We start from the raw sequence: 17,763 nt of genomic DNA, 5'->3' as shown, positions 1-17,763 counted from the left end.
TGGCGCATTCCATAACGCTTGCGGGGACCAGCCTGGGTCTGTTCGGGCTGGCCCAAGCCCCGGTCGAGGCACTGATCGCACTGTCAATCGTGTTCCTGGCTGTAGAGATCGCCAAGCAAAAACCATCCCGGCCCCGGCTTTCGCAACGCGCGCCCTGGCTGGCCGCCTTTGCATTCGGCCTAATCCACGGATTCGGCTTTGCAGGCGCGCTCAGGGCGATCGGCCTTCCTGAAAATGATCTGCCAACCGCGCTGCTCGCGTTCAATCTGGGGGTCGAACTGGGCCAGCTGGCGATCGTTGCAGGCGTGCTAGCCATTATGGCACTGCTGCGCCGCGCCGCGCCGTCGATGCTGCGTCCTGCAACGCTTACCGCCACTTATGGGATCGGTACAATTGCCAGCTTCTGGTTCATCCAGCGCTTGGCCGGTTGAACTTTGCAGGCGACAGGGCGCTGCGAACTTTATAGGCGCTAGGCAGATCGACTTGCTATCGCAGCGGCCAGCAAAAGGAATTAGACGATGGAAGATGCAGTCCTTTACGCAGCTGCCGCCAATGGCGTCGTTACCCTGACGATTAATCGCCCGGAACTGCGCAACCCCATTTCCGAGCCGGACGTAATTGACGGCCTGCTGGGCGCTTTGGACCGGATGGAGGCTGACCCCACCGTCAGGGTCGCCATCCTTACCGGGGCGGGCAAGGCTTTCAGTTCGGGCGGCAACATCAATGCGATGAAGCCCAACGCCGGCGGTCTCAATGGTGGACTACCCGCGCGTACCCGCGGCAATTACAAACGCGGCATCCAGCAGCTTCCGTTGGCGTTCGCAGCGCTGGAAGTGCCGGTAATCGCAGCGGTCAACGGACCGGCAATAGGCGCCGGACTTGACCTGACCTGCATGTGCGACGTGCGCATTGCCGGAGAAAGCGCCAGATTCGCCGAAAGCTTCGTCAAGCTGGGAATAATTCCGGGTGATGGCGGGGCGTGGCTGCTTCAGCGGGTGATCGGCTTTGCCAAAGCCGCAGAAATGTCTCTGACAGGGGACATCATTGACGCGCACGAGGCCTTGGCCTGCGGACTGGTCTCAAAGGTTGTGCCCGATGCAGAGTTGCTGATCGCCGCGCAGACCTTGGCGGACAAGATCGCAGCCAATCCCCCGTTTGCCGTGCGGATGACAAAGCGCCTGCTTTGGGAGGCACGCCGTTCGGATCTGGCAACCGTGCTGGAAATGTCGGCCGCGATGCAGGCTGTCGCACATGCGACCGGCGATCACGAAGAAGCGGTCGACGCGTTCCTTGCCAAGCGCGCACCCGTATTCAAAGGCGATTGATCAATAGAATGTGAGTGCGCTTGAAGGTCACATTTTAATGTGATAGGCGCCAAAAATGTCCACGAACATTATTGATCGCGTCCGCCGCCTTGTGACTGATGGCGGAATGTCCCGCGCCGGCCTGGCCCGGGCAGCCGGGCTCCACGCAAACACCTTGCGCGATTGCACGGAGGACGTCTGGAACCCCACCACCGAAACTCTGCGCAAGCTGGAAGCGTTCCTGTGGGACAGCGATGAAAGTCCGGTGCTGGTTCCAATCGAAGAGATCATCGAGGAAGCGCGCAATGGCCGCATGTTCATCCTGGTCGATGATGAAGACCGCGAGAACGAGGGCGATCTTGTCATCCCCGGACAGATGGCGACGCCCGACGCAATCAACTTCATGGCCATGCACGGCCGCGGGCTGATCTGCCTGACCCTTACCCGTGACCGCATCGAGCATCTTGGCCTTGAACTGATGAGCCGCAATAACGGCACGCGCCACGAAACGGCGTTCACCGTTTCAATTGAGGCGCGCGAAGGCGTCACCACCGGTATCTCTGCCGGCGATCGAGCCCGTACCGTTGCGGTGGCGATAGATGCAAGCAAGGGACGGCAGGATATCGTTACGCCGGGCCACGTCTTCCCGCTGATCGCACGCGACGGCGGGGTGCTGGTTCGGGCCGGCCATACCGAAGCATCTGTAGACATTGCGCGGCTGGCCGGGCTCAACCCATCGGGCGTAATCTGTGAGATTATGAACGAAGACGGCACGATGGCACGGATGAACGACCTCGTTCCTTTCGCGCGTCGCCATGGTCTGAAGATGGGCACGATCCGCGACCTGATCGAATACCGCCGCAAGAATGACCACCTGGTTGAACGCGTGGCCGAAGTGCCCTTCACCTCGGACTACGGCGGCGACTGGAAGCTGATCACCTTCCGCAACAAGGTCGATGGAACCGACAGCTTCGTGCTGCAAAAAGGTGCCGTCGCAGCAGGCGATGCGACCCTGGCCCGGGTGCACACGATCTCGATCCTGGATGACATGCTGGGCCAGCCCGGCCCCCGCAAACGCATCCTGCAACGCGCGATGGCTGAAATTGGACGTCACGGCAGCGGCATGATTGTCTTGCTGATCCTTCCGCGCGAAGGCAGTTCAGGCGAAGAGGCACCCGCTGCAGACATGGACCTGCGCGCCTATGGCATCGGGGCGCAAATCCTGGCCGACATGGGCGTTCACGACATGATCCTGCTCAGCAGTTCCCACCGCAACGTCGTTGCTATCGAAGGCTATGGCCTCAACATCGTGGGCGAACGCCCCATACCGGAGGCTTGACCCATGGCTGATTTCCTTATCGTCGAAGCGCGATTCTACGATCACCTCAACGACATGCTGATCGATGGTGCCCGCCAGGCATTGAAGGCAGCTGGCCACAAGGTCGAGGTGCTGACCGTACCCGGCGCGCTGGAGATTCCAGGCGCAATAGCATTGGCCGAAGAAGCGCAACGCTTTGACGGCTATGTTGCGATCGGTGTCGTGATCAGGGGCGAGACCTATCATTTCGAGATCGTCGCGGGCGAGAGCGCGCGCGGTATCATGGCCTTGACGATGGACGGCATGGCAATTGGCAATGGCATCCTGACTGTAGAGAACGAGGAACAAGCTCTCGTCCGCGCCGATCCTGCACAAAAGGACAAGGGCGGAGAGGCAGCGAAAGCAGCGATGGCCTTGCTCGCCTTGCGCGAAAAGTTCGCCTGACAATTTCCCATGGTGCAGACCGCAGCGCTGCTGATGCTGGCATCGGGCGCGGCGCATGCGATGGTCAACGCGATCCTAAAATCTGGCGGTGACAAGATGTCGAGCCGCGCCCTGATAGACGGATCAAGCGCGCTGTTCGTACTCCCATTGGCCTTCGTGGTGCCATTCCCTGTAGCGGCTGCCGGCTGGCTGCTCGCATCGTTCGCGGTTCATCTGTTGTACCTGGTGGCAGTGATCAAAGCCTTTGAAGGCGCGGACATGAGCGCCGTTTATCCGGTCATGCGCGGCACGGCGCCGGTTGTGGCCGCTCTGGTATCGGTTGTGTGGCTGGGCGATCCGATCACCATAACAACGGCGCTTGGTATTGCTCTTGTCACCCTGGGTACATTGCTGGTCGCATGGTGGAACGCACCGGATCGCCGGGCGCTGGCCTGGGCGCTGCTGACCGGTGCGACGATTGCAGCCTACACCGTGATTGATGCCAAGGGCGTCCGGGCAGCACCTTGCGCGCTGAGTTATATTGTCTGGGTGTTTCTGCTTTTGGGTTTTGGAGTAGGCGCGCTTTTCGCTTTGTGGCGCGGCCCGCGGTTCGTGACCGAAGCGCGGCGACAGTGGCGCCCTGGGCTTATTGCCGGAGCCTTGTCGATTGCCACCTATGGCCTGGCGCTGTGGGCCTATCGCCTTGGCGATGTGCCGCGTCTGGCCGCCTTGCGGGAGACGTCAATCGTGTTCGGGATAGCCATCGCCGTTGTCATACTCAAAGAGCGCGTCGGAAAGGCGCGGTTGGCCGGTGCGTTGACGATCGCGATTGGCGCCGCCGTATTGATTCTGGCGAATTAACCGTCACCCAAGGTCCATGAAACCGTTCAGGCCGAGCGGCCCATACGGTCCGATGATCAACTGTTCGAAAACGCCAAACCCTTCGCCGTGACGGTCGCTGCTGACTTTGCACGCAAGCTGGACATGGAAGTTGTCCATGCTCTGCGGGTCACATTGGCCCAAACCGAAGTCTTCACGCTCGACCGCCAGTTTGCCGTGATAGAGCCCGTGGTTCCATTTGGGTGAAGTATAGCCGATCCCTCGCATCTGGAATCGGCCGACTGGCGTGAACGTCAACGTTTCCGGGCCGTCCGGACCTGCTATGGTCAGGCTCCCACCTTGGGGCCAGCGGGTTCCATCCTGCAACGTCGCCGCCATGGTGCCCTGTGATTCAAATAGCTGGCCAGATCCACTTCCGTCCTGCGCAATTACGGCGCGGGTATTCCATTGATGGCCGCTGGCGTCAGCGTTGACATGGAAAAACACGCTGCGATCCGCAAAGTTGAGCGGAGTCCACTGCCAGAAGAATCCGGGCATCACGCCTTCCCCGTGCGGCTGCTCATCGCGCGAGCCCACGGGCCTTACGCCCCAGCTGCGATCACGAGTGCCGACAGTGCCTGCAGCCACCTCGCGCCGTTCTCCGTCCACTTCGATCCAGCCCCAGTAATGGCCGTTCTGGGTCATCCGGGTATAATCCATGAACGTGCGTGGGCCGATGCGGTGGATGAAGCGCGGTTCTTCGATTGGAAACGCCCGGCCGGTGAACGTCAGATCAGCCTTGAAACCTTCACCATCAACGACAATACGCAGCTTGTGCAGCGGTTCGATTACTTCGATACGGATCGGCCCTACTTCCATATCCATTCGTTCCATGCCCAGTTCGCGGCTGGCATGGAGGCAGTGCTGGACCCCTTCGCGGATCGTGGAAAAATGCGCATCGGCTACGTTAAGGTGCGGATATATACCCAGCGCGACGGCAAAGAAATCCGATCCATCGGGGGCGTATCCATTAAAAAAATACCGATCGTAGAAATTGCGGTCGGTTCCGGCGTAGGCGATCGGTTCGGGCGTCTGATGCAGCGGATAATCGTCGCCCTTGGTCAAAACCATGATCAGCCGGCCTTTCGTTGAACGCCGAGCGAATCGTGTTCCATCGCCAGGTCGCAGGCCCCACGGGCCATGGAGAGAAAATTGGCATCGCCGCGCGGTGTGCGCTCGACATAAGCCGCGCTGAACACGGCGGTCGAGACGCCGTGTAGCGCACCGATGCAGTAATCGTCCCATATTTGGCCTGGCTCCATTGCCACGCCTCGTGTCGTCATTTCGGCGCAATAGAGCGCAAGCAATTCCGCTTCATGTGCGCGGCGCAATTCGCGGCCAATACCGCAACCCAGGAAGTAGCCGATGTCGGTAAGGGGCCGTCCCAAAGCCGTGGTCTGCCAGTCGAGAACTGCAATCGGTTCCGACCCGCCCTGAATATCGAACAGCATATTGTCGAGCCGGAAATCGCCATGGATCAGGCATTGATGGGGCCGGTTGCGGCCCAGGCCGCGGGCCACATCTTCGGCCAATCCTTCGCAGATCGCCATGTATTCAGGCTCGAGTGTTTTTGAATAGCGCTCGCTGAACAGGGTTTGAGCATGCGGATAGAGCGCCTGGATCTGATCTGCCACATGGGGTGGAGGCTGCAGCCATGGACATTGGAGGATTTGCGCATTGCCCCACGAAGGTGCGTGAAGCGCGGCGGCCTGAACAATTGCTGCCCTGGCATCGTCAACGACGCAGCTATCCAGCTGGTTGCCGCCGCGTGCCGGACCCAGGTCTTCAAACAGCAGGACGAACTTAATGCCGTCGTCGCCAATTTCTGCTGCGAACGCGCGGGGAACGCGCACGTCGAGTTGCTGACTGATCTCACGGTAGAAGCCGACTTCCTTGGCATAAAGGCCAAAAGCGGCAGCAGTGCCCCGGCTCGTCGCGTCAGCAGCCGGAAACTTGCCCGCCAATGTTTGCGGGCCGCTGCCGGCTCGGTCGTAGATCAGATGAAAGCGCACGCTATCCCCGACCTGACCCGTTCCAATCGCCTCCCACGTCAAGCCGGTAACACGTTGATCGCTTATTATTCCAGCATCGCGCAGGCATCGGTCCAGCCATGCGGCCGTAACGTTTTCCGGCTGTGCGGGAAAATCCGCCATGCCTCAGACACCCTCTCGTTTAAACGAACGATTAAACGAGAGGGTGGGCGCTGGCAACTACCAGACTTTAACGCGCTTGTCGGGAGGCAGGTAAAGCTTGTCCCCTTCCTTGACGTCAAAGGCTTTGTACCAAGCATCCAGATTGCGAACGGTCAGCGCGCGATACATTCCCGGCGCATGGCCATCGGTGGCAATCCGCCCACGCAGTGCCTCGTCCCGCATCTTAGTCGCCCATGCCTGGGCATAGGCAATGAAGAAGCGCTGATCTCCGGTGTAACCGTCAATCACCGGCGCTTCCTTGCCGCCCAATGAGGCGCGGTAGGCGTCGTAAGCTGCTGACAATCCCGCGACATCGGCGATGTTTTCGCCCAGCGTCAGTTTGCCGTTAACATGGACGCCTGGAAACGGCTCATAAGCGTTAAACTGCGCGGCCAGAGCCGTTCCTGCCTCGTTGAACTTGGCCAGGTCGGCCGGGGTCCACCAGTTACGCATTTTGCCAGTGCTATCGAAGGCTGCGCCATTGTTGTCGAAGCTGTGGCTGATCTCATGGCCGATCACTGCGCCAATCGCGCCGTAATTGTAGGCCGGATCCGCCTTTGGATCGAAGAATGGGCGTTGCAGGATGGCGGCAGGAAAGTTCAACGCATTCTGTACCGGCAAGTTTACTGCGTTAACCAGCTGCGCGTTCATCCACCATTCGCGCTTGTCGAGGGGCTTGCCGATCTTGGCAAGCTGCTGAGCGTAAGTGACCTTTGATGCTGCCTGCACATCGCCATAGGCATTGCCTGATTCAAGTTTCAGAGCGCCGTAATCCCGCCAAGTGTCGGGATAGCCCACAGCCACCTCGATCGTCTTGACCTTCTGCAAGGCTTCTTTTCGGGTATCCGGAGCCAACCAGTCCAATGCCTCAACCCGCTTGGCAAAGGCGTTCTTGATGTTGCCGACCATACCTTCGACTTCGGATTTTGCCGACGCAGGAAAGTACTCTTCGACATAAACCTTGCCCAGCGCATCACCTAGGTACTTGTTAACCAGAGCGAGCGCTCGCTTATCGCGGGGGCGTTGTTCTTTCACGCCCTGCAGCGCTGCTCCGTAAAACGCAAAGTGCGCATCATCAAGTTTGCTCGGCAGTACGAACGTGTACTGGTTGATCTGATGGAAGGTCAGCCAGTCTTTCCAGGCATCCAGCGGTTCGGAGGCCACAAGCGCAGACAGACGCGAAATGGCCTGGGCATGATAAGCTGCAAACTTTTGTTGAGTGCCTAGCTGCGCGGCACCGAAAAGCGCTTCCCAATCGATGCCGGGGGCCTTGCTGGCAAAGTCTGCCCGGCTCCATTCAGTGGCGCTGCTTTGAAAGTTTTCGCTTTCCTCGCGTGTTGCGTGCGCCTGGGCAATCTTCATTTCCAGATCAAAGATGCGTTTTGCCTTTGCGTCCGCCTCGGGAACGCCGGCTTCAGTCAGCAACTGTGCGATATAAGCCTGATACTTAGTCCGAAGCTCGACCATTTTCGGCTCGGCCGACAGGTAGTATTCGCGCTCGGGCATGCCCAGGCCGCCCTGCAGAATATATGGCATGACTTGCCCGCCAGCCAAGGCTTGGGTCACGAACACGCCAAACAGGTTTTCGGTCTGGAAGTTGGTGGCGTTGAGCGGATCGACATCAGCCCGTATTGACGCGCCGATTGCTGTGGACAGTGATTTGATGTCACCAATCGCGGCTATCCTGTCGAGATCCGGCTTGATCGGAGCCATTCCAGCAGCATCTATCTTGGCGCTGTCCATGTAAGCGTTATAAAAATCGCGGATGCGGCCTTCATCGGTATCGGCAGCAGATGTCGATTTGGAAATCTTCGCCATCAACTTGCCAAGCTGATTGTCGGTAGTTTCGCTAGCTATGAAGAAGCCGCCGATGCTGGAACGGTCAGCCGGGATATCGGTGTTCTTTTGCCAGCCACCGTTGGCGAAACCATAAAAATCGTCACCAGGCTTGACGCCCTTGTCCATCATCGCCGGGTCGATGCCCAGGCTGGCACCTGCGGCGGACTGGGCCGTTTCCGGCGCTTTGCAGGCTACCGGACCAAGTGTTGCCGTAGCCACACCCAGCATCATGGCTGCGATCAATTTCGTTTTACGCATCGTCATTCAAGTCCTCCGCACGACGGGCGCACGACAGCACCCCGGCAAACCCCCAATTGGCCACAGTAGTAGGCGCGGTGTCACCGGATTGACAATTCCCGTTGGTCGGAAACCTTGGGCCGTTAGACGATGGTTTCAGGCGCGGCGCCCGAAAGCGGCTGCTCCTGCGTAAACTGCCGCATCGCCCAGCTCCTCCTCAATACGGATCAACTGATTGTATTTGGCAAGCCGATCTGAGCGGGCGAGCGAGCCAGTCTTTATCTGGCCGCAGTTGGTCGCGACCGCCAGATCGGCAATCGTCGCATCTTCGGTTTCACCTGAACGGTGCGACATCACAGCGGTATATCCGGCACGATTAGCAATGCTGACCGCATCCAGAGTTTCTGAAAGCGATCCGATCTGATTGACTTTCACCAGCAACGAATTGGCAAGGCCCTTGTCGATGCCCATCCTGAGACGCTTGGGATTTGTTACAAACAGATCGTCACCAACCAGCTGGACTGATTTGCCGACCATGTCGGTGATTGCCTTCCAGCCTTCGAAATCGTCTTCGCTCATCCCGTCTTCAATTGATACAATCGGGTAGGCTTTCGTCAGATCGGCAAGATATTCCGCCATCTGTGCCGGGCTTAACGACAGGCCTTCACCGCTGATTTCGTATTTGCCGTTCTTGAAGAACTCGGTCGCGGCGCAATCCAGCGCCAGCTGGATTTCACTACCTGCCTGGAAGCCCGCCTTGCCTATTGATTCCATGATGAAATCCAGCGCTGCGCGCGTGCTCGACAAATTCGGAGCAAAGCCGCCCTCATCGCCGACTGCGGTTGCCAGCCCCTTTTCGTGAAGCCCTTTCTTGAGCGTGTGGAATATTTCCGAGCCCCAACGCACCGCTTCGGCCAGGCTATCCGCGCCGACTGGCATGATCATGAATTCCTGAAAATCGATTGGATTGTCGGCATGCTCGCCGCCGTTGATGATATTCATCATTGGGACTGGCAAGATGTGGGCCGAAACACCGCCGACATAAGCGTAAAGCGGAAGTCCTCGCGCATTCGCCGCTGCCTTGACGACTGCAAGCGATGTACCCAGAATTGCATTGGCACCCAGCCGGCTCTTGTTCTCGGTTCCGTCCAGCGCGATCATCGTGGCGTCAACATCGCGCTGATCCTCAGCATCAAGTCCAATAAGTTCGTCGCGGATTTCGTTGTTCACGGCCTCGACTGCCTTAAGGACTCCCTTGCCGAGATAGCGGGCCTGGTCGCCATCACGAAGTTCCACCGCCTCATAGGCGCCAGTCGATGCGCCCGAAGGCACGGCCGCCCGGCCAAAGCTTCCGTCGTCCAACAGAACATCGACTTCGACTGTCGGGTTGCCTCGGCTGTCGAGAATCTCGCGGGCGTGTATGTCAATGATCGCGGTCATGGCAGGCCTCATGCTTTTGCGGCGGAAATGCGTCAGATGGACTGCGCTGTAGCAGCGCGACCTAGGCAGGCAAGGTGCAATGGCGCACAATGGGAACTTGCATACGTAGCGGAGCGTTACCACATTTAATGCGGCCCCACTTCGCGGGCAGAGAAAGGTCAACGACGATGGCATCAAAGTCTCCTACCACTTCCAGCGCCAAGACCCCGAAGTCGGCGTCATCCGCGAAGAAGGCCCCTGCCAAGACGCCAGCGGCAAAGCCGGCTAGAGCCAAGGCACCTGCCGTGAAAAAGGCGTCCGCAGGTACAACCGAAGCGAAGGCAAAGTTCACCAAAGCGATCGAGGAAGCTCGTGCCGGTGCCCAGGCTTTGGGCAAGGAAGCCCAGGTCAAGGCCGGCGAATACAAAGAACAGCTTGCTGCACGCAGTAGCGACTGGGTTGTAGAAGCCAAAGACATGGCGGGTCAGGCTAAGGTCCGGGCGGGCGATCTGGCCAAGGACGGCAAAGCCAAGACGAGCGACGCGATCGCGAGCTTGGGAAAGATCGTTGCTGATAACGCCGGCACGATCGACGACAAGTTGGGTACTCGCTATGGCGATTACGCCCGCACCGCAGCGCGCACCATGCAGGAAACCGCCGCCAAGATTGAATCTAAGGACCTTGGCGAACTGGGTGATGACGCAAAGGAATTCGTCCGCAAAAGCCCGGGTCTCGCCATCGGTATTGCGGCCTTTGCCGGATTTGTCCTGTCACGAGTTTTCAAGGGCAGCGCGTCCAGCGATTGACCTGACGCGCCGGACAGGCTTTGTCAGTCGCAATGGCCGATGACCAAACCCAAGATGTGACAGAATCCACCAAACTCGCTTCACAGCGATCGCTGATAGAGGACGTTCGCGTCCTGGTGGAAGACGGGCGCACTCTGGTGGAAGCCGAAGTGGCTTACCAGAAGAGCCGGGCATCAGTTGCCGGTGCCGGTGCAAAGGGTGTTATCGCTTGGGGGGCGCTGGCGGCTGCGCTGGTATTCTTCTTGCTCATGGCGATCGTATTGGGTGTGCTGATTGGTTTGGCCGGCGTGGTCGGGCCTTGGGCGTCAACGGCAATCATGGTCACCAGTCTTGGTATTCTTGCAGCCTTCAGTGCGCAGATTGCGTCGCGTCGCTGGAAAAATACTGCGCAGCTGCTGTCCGAAAAGGACGATACGCCGTGACCGAAGCCGAGCGTCACCTTGCCGATGACCGGGCTATTCGCCGCGAGGCAAGGGCGAACGTAAAGGCTGGCGTAACACGCATAAAGCAGGATCTGGCAGCGCGCAGTATTTCCAAACGCATGATCGACAAGGCTAAGAACGAAACGACCGAAACACTCGCCGCAGGAATTGAGATTGCCGCAGACAACAAGGCAGTCATCGGTGCAATCTTTGGCATCACGGCATTGTGGTTCTTGCGCACGCCAGCACTACGTTGGTTAGCCGCACCCTTTGCGCGCAATCGGCAAGCCGATGTTCATGCAGACTATGGCATCGCAGGTGAGCATGAGGCAGTTTTCGAACAGGAGTGATGCATTCCGTGGACCAGACCGAAACCAAGCGAGAGCGGATAAAGGCCAAGGTTGCCGCATCACAAGCACGCCTCAAGCGCGATAGCCAGGATGGATCGATCCAGCCCCACAGATTGCCAAACTTGCCCGACGCATACCCGCCCGAAAACTATCGCTCTCTTGCCGCTGAATATCCCGTGTTGGCAGTTGGAATAGGACTGGGCCTTGGCCTGCTCGCTGGCGCGCTTGTTCCCAAGCGAAAGGGCAGCCGTTTTGGCAGGACGGCGATTGCGCTTGCGTCGACCGCCGCCGAGGTCGCCTTGACGCTCAGTCAGCACGCCCGCACCGCAGTAACAGAGCTGGAGCAGGACGGCGCAGAAAAATTGGCCCGAGCCACTGTTCCCGCCCGCCGAACGGTCAAACGAATTGCCAGTTCTGCCGGCAGCCGCGCCCGCACCGCTGCGTCCACAGCAGCACGCGAAGCGGTGCGGCTCGTCACCAAGGCGCGCCAGGGAGACTGACCGCGCCTGCCCTTGCGTAAAATGCACGAATCGCTATGGGGCCGGTGTCACCACCCCTCCCCCAAGGTAAGCGATGAGCGATCAGAAACTTCATCTCGTCATGGGCGGACGCGTTCGCGATCCGCAGCATCTGGAATTCGTTGATCTCGATGCGCTGGACGTGGTCGGGGTCTATCCCGATTATGCCAGCGCCGAAGAAGCGTGGCGATCTGCAGCGCAGCGTACGGTCGACGATGCCGAAATGAAATATGTCGTGGTGCATTTGCACCGGTTGCTGCAGCCCGACATGTTAAAGCGCTGATACCAAAAGGCCCCGGTTTACCGGAGCCTTCTCGTATCAGATAAATTCAATCTTCTGAACGACGTAGAACCGGTCGCCAGATGGCACCGTTACCTCAATCTCGTCATCGACCCGGCGCCCGATTAGGGCCTTGCCCAACGGCGAATTATAGCTGATCCGGCCGATTTTGGCGTCGGCCTCATAAGGTCCGACGATCTGATAACGCGCTGGCTTGTCATCATCGTCCAGCAAGGACACGGTCGCGCCAAAGATGATGCGGTCGCCAGACAGGGTGGTTGGGTCGATCAACTGGGCGCGGCTGACCTTGTCCTCCAGATCCGCGATCGACATTTCGACCTGGCCCTGGCGTTCCTTGGCAGCATGATATTCGGCGTTTTCTGACAGGTCACCGTGGGCGCGCGCCTCTTCGATAGCGTCAACAATCTTCGGCCGTTCTTCGCGAAACGCTTTCAGCTCGGCGATTAGCCGTTCATAGCCTTCCGCCAGCATCGGCAGCTTTTCGACGCTTGCCATTTCCCTGTTCTTCCTTCTGTGTCGCCATCCGCAGAGTGACTAAGCCACTGCCCCTTACCGCCTTTGGTAAAGGAAATGGCCTATCGCAGCTGTCGGGAAGGCGCGTTCGTTTCAGCTATAATAGGCTTGCAGCGACTTTACTTCAAGGTTCGCACCCGACACTGCTGCGATTGCTTCAACCGCAGCCAAAGATGCCGCCGCCGTGGTGAAGTACGGAACCTTTCCGGTAAGTGCTGAACCGCGGATCGATTGTGAATCTTTCAGGCTTTGCCAGCCTTCCGTGGTGTTGATGATCAAGGCCACTTCGCCGTCGATGATCTTGTCGACGATATGCGGGCGCCCTTCGGCCACCTTGTTGACCCGTTCGACCGGAATACCAGCATCAGCCAGGTAGGTTGCCGTGCCGCCCGTGGCGATCAGCGAGAAGCCTTGTTCTACCAGGCTGCGCGCAGCGGGAAGGATCACGGGCTTGTCGCTGTCTTTGACCGAGACAAAGACCACACCGCCGGTCGGCAATCGCATCCCTGCGCCCAGTTGCGCCTTGGCAAAAGCCTGGGCAAAAGTCGCGTCGATGCCCATCACCTCACCAGTAGATTTCATTTCGGGCGAAAGCACTGGATCAACCCCCGGAAAACGCGCGAAAGGAAACACCGCCTCCTTGACCGCCATGTAGGGCAAATCGCGCTTGAACGGCGGAAAATCGGCCAGTTTTTCACCCGCCATGACCCGCGCTGCGATTTTGGCGACCGGCTGGCCGATCGCCTTGGCCACGAAGGGCACTGTGCGGCTTGCGCGAGGGTTGACCTCGATCAGGTAAACGTCCTCACCCTTGACCGCGAACTGGATATTCATCAGCCCGATCACCCCCAGTCCCTTGGCCAGCAGTTCGGCCTGCCGCTCCATTTCGTCAATAATTTCGGCCGGAAGACTGTAGGGCGGCAGGGTGCAGGCGCTGTCGCCCGAATGGATCCCGGCTTCCTCGATGTGCTGCATCACTCCGGCGACGACTACCTGATCGCCATCGCACAGCGCATCAACGTCGCACTCGATCGCATCGCGCAGGTACTGGTCGATAAGTACCGGGCTATCGCCGCTGACCTGAACCGCGGTGGCGATGTAATCATCAAGCTGGGCTTCACTGTCGACGATTTCCATCGCCCGCCCGCCTAGCACGTAACTGGGGCGCATCAGCACCGGATAACCGATCCGGTTGGCCACCGCGACTGCCTCGTCCCGGCTGCGGGCAATGCCGTTTTCGGGCTGGCGCAAACCAAGATCGCTAACCAGCTTGGCAAAGCGTTCGCGGTCTTCGGCGAGGTCGATTGCGTCGGGCGAGGTACCTAGGATCGGGATACCCGCATCTTCCAGCGCCTGCGCCAGTTTTAGCGGAGTCTGCCCGCCGAACTGTACGATCACGCCCACGAGTTCGCCCCTGGACTGTTCGACCCGCAGGATTTCGAGCACGTCCTCGCCGGTCAGCGGCTCGAAATAGAGCCTGTCGGAAGTGTCATAGTCGGTTGACACCGTTTCCGGGTTGCAGTTGACCATAATCGTTTCAAAGCCCGCTTCGGACAAGGCGAAGCAAGCGTGGACGCAGCAATAGTCAAACTCGATCCCCTGACCGATCCGGTTGGGTCCGCCGCCCAGGATGACAATCTTGCGCCGGTCGCTTGGCATGGCCTCGTTTTCGGCCTTACCAAAGCTGGGCGCCTCATAGGTTGAGTACATGTAGGGCGTAATCGCCTCAAATTCCGCAGCGCAACTGTCGATTCGTTTGAACACCGGGACCACGCCCAGCTTGTGGCGAAGCTCGGACACTTCTTTTTCGGAAGTCGCTCCGGCCATTGCCTTTAATGCGTCATGCAGCAGGCCGGAGCGGCGCGCGCTGGTTTCCCCCAGTCCGCCGGCAACGCCAATCCCGCGCACCGCCAGCGTTGCCAGCCGCTTGTCGGAAAAGCCCATCGCCTTCAAACGGCGCAACCCAGCCGCATCGTTGGGCAGACCTTGCTCCATGATCGCGGTTTCTTCTGCAATAATCTCGTGGATGTGGCGCAGGAACCACTTGTCGTAGTGGGTGATGGCGTAAACCTCATCCACGCTGAACCCTTCGCGGAAGGCCTGGCCGACGTGCAGCAGCCGGTCCGGCGCCTGGCGCGACAGTGCGGCGGTGATCTCGTCCCGCCCGGCCCCTTCCAGGCTGAGTACTCGGTTGAATCCGTCAAGCCCGGTTTCCAGCCCGCGCAGGGCCTTCTGCATCGATTCCTTGAAGTTGCGACCAATCGCCATCACTTCGCCCACCGATTTCATCGCGGTCGACAGCAGCGGTTCCGCACCCTTGAACTTTTCAAAGGCAAAGCGCGGGATCTTGGTCACGACATAGTCGATACTCGGCTCAAAACTGGCGGGGGTAGCCCCGGTGATCTCGTTGGTCAGCTCGTCCAGGGTATAGCCCACCGCCAACTTGGCCGCGACGCGGGCAATCGGAAAGCCGGTCGCCTTGGATGCCAGCGCAGATGAACGCGACACGCGCGGGTTCATCTCGATCACGATCAGGCGGCCGTCATCAGGGTTAACCGCGAACTGCACATTTGATCCGCCAGTTTCCACCCCGATTTCACGCAGCACGGCAATGCTGGCCGAGCGCATGATCTGATATTCCTTGTCGGTCAGCGTCAGCGCCGGGGCAACAGTGATCGAATCCCCGGTGTGAACTCCCATCGGATCGACGTTTTCGATCGAGCAGATAATAATGCAGTTGTCGTGGCGATCGCGCACCACCTCCATCTCGTACTCTTTCCACCCCAGCAGCGATTCCTCGATCAGCACTTCGGTGGTGGGGCTGGCGTCGAGGCCGGAGCGGACAATCGCCTCGAACTCGGTCCTGTTATAGGCCACGCCGCCGCCGGTGCCGCCCAGCGTAAAGCTGGGCCGGATGATCGAGGGCAGCCCGGTGCGTTCGAGCACGGCAAAGGCCTCGTCGACATTGTGCGCCACGCCGCTGCGCGCGCTTTCAAGGCCGATCTTGTCCATCGCCTCGCGGAAGCGCTGGCGGTCTTCCGCCTTGTCGATCGCGTCGGCATCAGCGCCGATCATCTGCACGCCGTACTTTCCCAGCGTCCCGTCGTTGAACAGCGCCAGCGCGGTGTTCAGCGCGGTCTGCCCGCCCATCGTCGGCAGCAGCGCGTCGGGGCGTTCCTTCTCGATGATCCTGGCGACCACGTCGGGCGTGATCGGCTCGATATAGGTCGCGTCGGCAAACTCGGGATCGGTCATGATCGTCGCCGGATTGGAGTTGACCAGGACCACGCGGTAGCCCTCCTCCTTCAGCGCCTTGATCGCCTGGGTGCCCGAATAGTCAAACTCGCAGGCCTGGCCGATGATGATCGGTCCGGCGCCAATGACGAGGATCGAGGAGATGTCAGTGCGTTTGGGCATTAGGCCGCCTTAATTTCATTCTGGCGGAACGAATGTCCGCATTTCGAACAAGCACTCGGCTGTTTCCATAACTGCTTTGAAAAGAGCGGAGAGGAAAACTGGTCCTTCAAGTGGCGAGCACCTGCAGTCCCATGTTGCCGGTAAACGAGCCATGCGCATTGAGGACAGCGCAGATTGAACAACGACGCAGATGGCATTGCGAAGAATACTAGAGCAAACACAAATATGACATAGCCTGCCAACCAAGTGATCACCATTCCGACTATCACTCCGAACATCGTCCAGCGAGCAGTGACCTCCCATCGCCGCGCGATTGCCAGCCTTTCGTTAGTGGCAGTTTCGAAACTCACCCCAACATCCCCACAAACCGCTCAAACAGATAGAAACTGTCCATCGGTCCCGGACTAGCCTCCGGGTGATACTGCACCCCGAACGCGCGCTTGCCCTTCACCGCAATCCCGCAGTTCGAGCCATCGAACAGCGACACATGGGTTTCCTCGACGCCCGCGGGCAAAGCAGCGTTATCAACCGCGAAACCGTGGTTCATCGAGGTAATCTCGACCACGCCGTCTTCCAGCCGCTTGACCGGGTGGTTCGCGCCGCGGTGGCCCTGGTGCATCTTGGTGGTCCTGGCGCCTGCCGCAAGGCCGAGCATCTGGTGGCCAAGGCAGATGCCGAACAGCGGAATGTCGCGTTCTAGCAGGCCCTGGATCACCGGCACGGCATAAATCCCCGTCGCCGCCGGATCGCCCGGGCCGTTGGAGAGGAACACCCCGTCGGGCTTCAGCGCCAGCACCGCGTCCAGCGGGGTTTGCGCCGGCACGACGGTCACCTGCGCCCCGGCCTGTACCAGGTTGCGGAAGATGTTGTCCTTCGCCCCGTAATCGATCGCCACCACATGCGGACGCGGGCTGTGGGGAGAGCGGGCATAGCCCTTGCCCAGCGTCCAAACGCCGCCCTGCCAGTCCTCATTGGCCGCACGGCTGACCACGCGGGCCAGGTCCATGCCTTCCAGCCCCGGCCAGTCCTGCGCGCGCCTGATCAGTGCGGGAATGTCCAACGTGCCGTCAGCGCTGTGCGCAATCACCGCGTTCGGCGCTCCGCCCAGGCGGATGCGGCGGGTCAGCGCGCGGGTGTCGATGCCGGCCAGGCCGATCTTGCCTTTCTTCGCCAGCCAGTCGCCAAGGGTGCCTTCGGAGCGGAAGTTGCTGGGCGCGGTCACATCCTCGCGCACCACGCAGCCGACGGCGCCATCCACCTTCGCCTCCAGGTCTTCCTCGTTCACGCCGACGTTGCCGATGTGCGGGAAAGTGAAGGTGACGATCTGCGCCGCGTAGGAGGGATCAGTCATCACCTCCTGGTATCCGGTCATCGCGGTATTAAAGCACACCTCGCCCACTGCACTGCCCTGGGCGCCAAATCCCCTGCCCCACACCACGGTGCCATCGGCGAGCACGAGGACTCCCGTCGCGCCTGTTGGTTGAGGCGCGTGCGAGGGGGCGGCGTCGGCCATGAAGGGGCGCTCCGATAGGTGGGTTCCAGCAATGTCGCTAAGGCTCGGCGGCTAGACACCTTGGACCCCACGGTCAACCTAGGAATACACGATTCTTTGGGCTAGGGTCGGACTTTCCCCAATCGCATACGCTTTCACCCAAGGAATCCCTCACATGCTTCGCGACTCGATCAAGTCTGCGCAGGTTGCCGCGATGAAGGCCGGCGACAAGCCGCGCCTCTCCGCTGTCCGCCTGATCCTCGCCAAATTGAAAGACAAGGACATCGAGCTGCGCACTGCCAGCTTTGTGCCCGATGATAACGTGCTGGTGGT

General features: G+C 59.8%; 18 protein-coding genes. 11 read left to right on the top strand and 7 right to left on the bottom strand.

Going from position 1 to position 17,763, the window contains the following annotated elements:
• The 5 genes from Q0L62_RS11550 to Q0L62_RS11530 form a co-directional block, all read left to right on the top strand.
• Nucleotides 1-431: HupE/UreJ family protein (locus Q0L62_RS11550; protein ID WP_296679916.1), on the top strand; the 431-nt coding region annotated here is incomplete at its 5' end.
• An 87-nt stretch (nucleotides 432-518) separates the two neighbouring features.
• Nucleotides 519-1,325, top strand: coding sequence for a crotonase/enoyl-CoA hydratase family protein (locus Q0L62_RS11545; protein WP_296679914.1), 807 nt, complete (start codon nucleotides 519-521; stop codon nucleotides 1,323-1,325).
• Between the two features lie 55 nt (nucleotides 1,326-1,380).
• A complete protein-coding gene (gene ribB, locus Q0L62_RS11540; protein WP_296679912.1) occupies nucleotides 1,381-2,643 on the top strand; it encodes a 3,4-dihydroxy-2-butanone-4-phosphate synthase in 1,263 nt (420 codons plus the stop codon).
• 3 nt (nucleotides 2,644-2,646) lie between these two features.
• The gene (gene ribH / locus Q0L62_RS11535) at nucleotides 2,647-3,066 is read left to right on the top strand and encodes a 6,7-dimethyl-8-ribityllumazine synthase (RefSeq protein WP_296679909.1); all 420 of its coding nucleotides are present in this window, start codon (nucleotides 2,647-2,649) and stop codon (nucleotides 3,064-3,066) included.
• Between the two features lie 9 nt (nucleotides 3,067-3,075).
• The gene (locus Q0L62_RS11530; protein WP_296679907.1) at nucleotides 3,076-3,906 is read left to right on the top strand and encodes a DMT family transporter; all 831 of its coding nucleotides are present in this window, start codon (nucleotides 3,076-3,078) and stop codon (nucleotides 3,904-3,906) included.
• A gap of 3 nt (nucleotides 3,907-3,909) precedes the next feature.
• Here Q0L62_RS11530 and Q0L62_RS11525 read toward each other — a convergent pair whose 3' ends face one another.
• From Q0L62_RS11525 to eno, 4 genes are all read right to left on the bottom strand, one after another.
• Nucleotides 3,910-4,995 (bottom strand): hypothetical protein, encoded by a 1,086-nt coding sequence (locus Q0L62_RS11525; protein WP_296679906.1) that lies wholly within the window; start codon nucleotides 4,993-4,995, stop codon nucleotides 3,910-3,912.
• Nucleotides 4,996-4,997: 2 nt separating this feature from the next.
• A complete protein-coding gene (locus Q0L62_RS11520; RefSeq protein WP_296679904.1) occupies nucleotides 4,998-6,077 on the bottom strand; it encodes an aminoglycoside phosphotransferase family protein in 1,080 nt (359 codons plus the stop codon).
• A gap of 57 nt (nucleotides 6,078-6,134) precedes the next feature.
• Nucleotides 6,135-8,219, bottom strand: a complete 2,085-nt coding sequence (locus tag Q0L62_RS11515) for a M13 family metallopeptidase (protein WP_296679902.1) — start codon at nucleotides 8,217-8,219, stop codon at nucleotides 6,135-6,137.
• 129 nt (nucleotides 8,220-8,348) lie between these two features.
• A complete protein-coding gene (eno, locus tag Q0L62_RS11510; RefSeq protein WP_296679900.1) occupies nucleotides 8,349-9,632 on the bottom strand; it encodes a phosphopyruvate hydratase in 1,284 nt (427 codons plus the stop codon).
• A gap of 284 nt (nucleotides 9,633-9,916) precedes the next feature.
• On the opposite strand from eno, the gene Q0L62_RS11505 reads away from it, so the two are divergent.
• From Q0L62_RS11505 to Q0L62_RS11485, 5 genes are all read left to right on the top strand, one after another.
• Complete coding sequence (locus Q0L62_RS11505; RefSeq protein WP_296679898.1) at nucleotides 9,917-10,417, top strand: hypothetical protein; 501 nt, start codon at nucleotides 9,917-9,919, stop codon at nucleotides 10,415-10,417.
• A 32-nt stretch (nucleotides 10,418-10,449) separates the two neighbouring features.
• Nucleotides 10,450-10,839: a phage holin family protein gene (locus tag Q0L62_RS11500; protein ID WP_296679895.1), complete on the top strand. Its 390-nt coding sequence runs from the start codon at nucleotides 10,450-10,452 to the stop codon at nucleotides 10,837-10,839.
• On the top strand, nucleotides 10,836-11,189 hold the full coding sequence (locus Q0L62_RS11495; RefSeq protein ID WP_296679893.1) for a hypothetical protein: 354 nt from the start codon (nucleotides 10,836-10,838) through the stop codon (nucleotides 11,187-11,189). Before Q0L62_RS11500 ends, Q0L62_RS11495 begins: the two co-directional genes overlap by 4 nt.
• 8 nt (nucleotides 11,190-11,197) lie before the next feature.
• Nucleotides 11,198-11,689 (top strand): hypothetical protein, encoded by a 492-nt coding sequence (locus Q0L62_RS11490; RefSeq protein WP_296679891.1) that lies wholly within the window; start codon nucleotides 11,198-11,200, stop codon nucleotides 11,687-11,689.
• A gap of 73 nt (nucleotides 11,690-11,762) precedes the next feature.
• The gene (locus Q0L62_RS11485; protein WP_296679889.1) at nucleotides 11,763-11,990 is read left to right on the top strand and encodes a DUF4170 domain-containing protein; all 228 of its coding nucleotides are present in this window, start codon (nucleotides 11,763-11,765) and stop codon (nucleotides 11,988-11,990) included.
• Between the two features lie 36 nt (nucleotides 11,991-12,026).
• Here the strand turns inward: Q0L62_RS11485 and greA are convergent, their stop codons facing one another.
• The 3 genes from greA to carA form a co-directional block, all read right to left on the bottom strand.
• Complete coding sequence (gene greA, locus Q0L62_RS11480; RefSeq protein ID WP_296679886.1) at nucleotides 12,027-12,503, bottom strand: transcription elongation factor GreA; 477 nt, start codon at nucleotides 12,501-12,503, stop codon at nucleotides 12,027-12,029.
• Between the two features lie 111 nt (nucleotides 12,504-12,614).
• Complete coding sequence (gene carB, locus Q0L62_RS11475; protein ID WP_296679884.1) at nucleotides 12,615-15,938, bottom strand: carbamoyl-phosphate synthase large subunit; 3,324 nt, start codon at nucleotides 15,936-15,938, stop codon at nucleotides 12,615-12,617.
• 346 nt (nucleotides 15,939-16,284) lie between these two features.
• Complete coding sequence (carA, locus tag Q0L62_RS11470; RefSeq protein WP_296679882.1) at nucleotides 16,285-17,451, bottom strand: glutamine-hydrolyzing carbamoyl-phosphate synthase small subunit; 1,167 nt, start codon at nucleotides 17,449-17,451, stop codon at nucleotides 16,285-16,287.
• A gap of 154 nt (nucleotides 17,452-17,605) precedes the next feature.
• Here carA and Q0L62_RS11465 point away from each other — a divergent pair.
• A partial coding sequence (locus Q0L62_RS11465) for a GatB/YqeY domain-containing protein (protein WP_296679921.1) occupies nucleotides 17,606-17,763 on the top strand: 158 nt, incomplete at its 3' end.

Source organism: Novosphingobium sp., assembly GCF_024642085.1.
Lineage (GTDB): Bacteria > Pseudomonadota > Alphaproteobacteria > Sphingomonadales > Sphingomonadaceae > Novosphingobium.
Note: the sequence above shows the minus strand (reverse complement) of the source record. Positions and strands in the feature narration are given on the sequence as shown.

Coding starts and splice junctions, on each gene's coding strand:
- Q0L62_RS11545 (WP_296679914.1), top strand. CDS start 519: ATGGAAGATGCAGTCCTTTACGCAGCTGCCGCCAATGGCGTCGTTACC.
- ribB (WP_296679912.1), top strand. CDS start 1,381: ATGTCCACGAACATTATTGATCGCGTCCGCCGCCTTGTGACTGATGGC.
- ribH (WP_296679909.1), top strand. CDS start 2,647: ATGGCTGATTTCCTTATCGTCGAAGCGCGATTCTACGATCACCTCAAC.
- Q0L62_RS11530 (WP_296679907.1), top strand. CDS start 3,076: ATGGTGCAGACCGCAGCGCTGCTGATGCTGGCATCGGGCGCGGCGCAT.
- Q0L62_RS11525 (WP_296679906.1), bottom strand. CDS start 4,995: ATGGTTTTGACCAAGGGCGACGATTATCCGCTGCATCAGACGCCCGAA.
- Q0L62_RS11520 (WP_296679904.1), bottom strand. CDS start 6,077: ATGGCGGATTTTCCCGCACAGCCGGAAAACGTTACGGCCGCATGGCTG.
- Q0L62_RS11515 (WP_296679902.1), bottom strand. CDS start 8,219: ATGACGATGCGTAAAACGAAATTGATCGCAGCCATGATGCTGGGTGTG.
- eno (WP_296679900.1), bottom strand. CDS start 9,632: ATGACCGCGATCATTGACATACACGCCCGCGAGATTCTCGACAGCCGA.
- Q0L62_RS11500 (WP_296679895.1), top strand. CDS start 10,450: ATGGCCGATGACCAAACCCAAGATGTGACAGAATCCACCAAACTCGCT.
- Q0L62_RS11485 (WP_296679889.1), top strand. CDS start 11,763: ATGAGCGATCAGAAACTTCATCTCGTCATGGGCGGACGCGTTCGCGAT.
- greA (WP_296679886.1), bottom strand. CDS start 12,503: ATGGCAAGCGTCGAAAAGCTGCCGATGCTGGCGGAAGGCTATGAACGG.
- carB (WP_296679884.1), bottom strand. CDS start 15,938: ATGCCCAAACGCACTGACATCTCCTCGATCCTCGTCATTGGCGCCGGA.
- carA (WP_296679882.1), bottom strand. CDS start 17,451: ATGGCCGACGCCGCCCCCTCGCACGCGCCTCAACCAACAGGCGCGACG.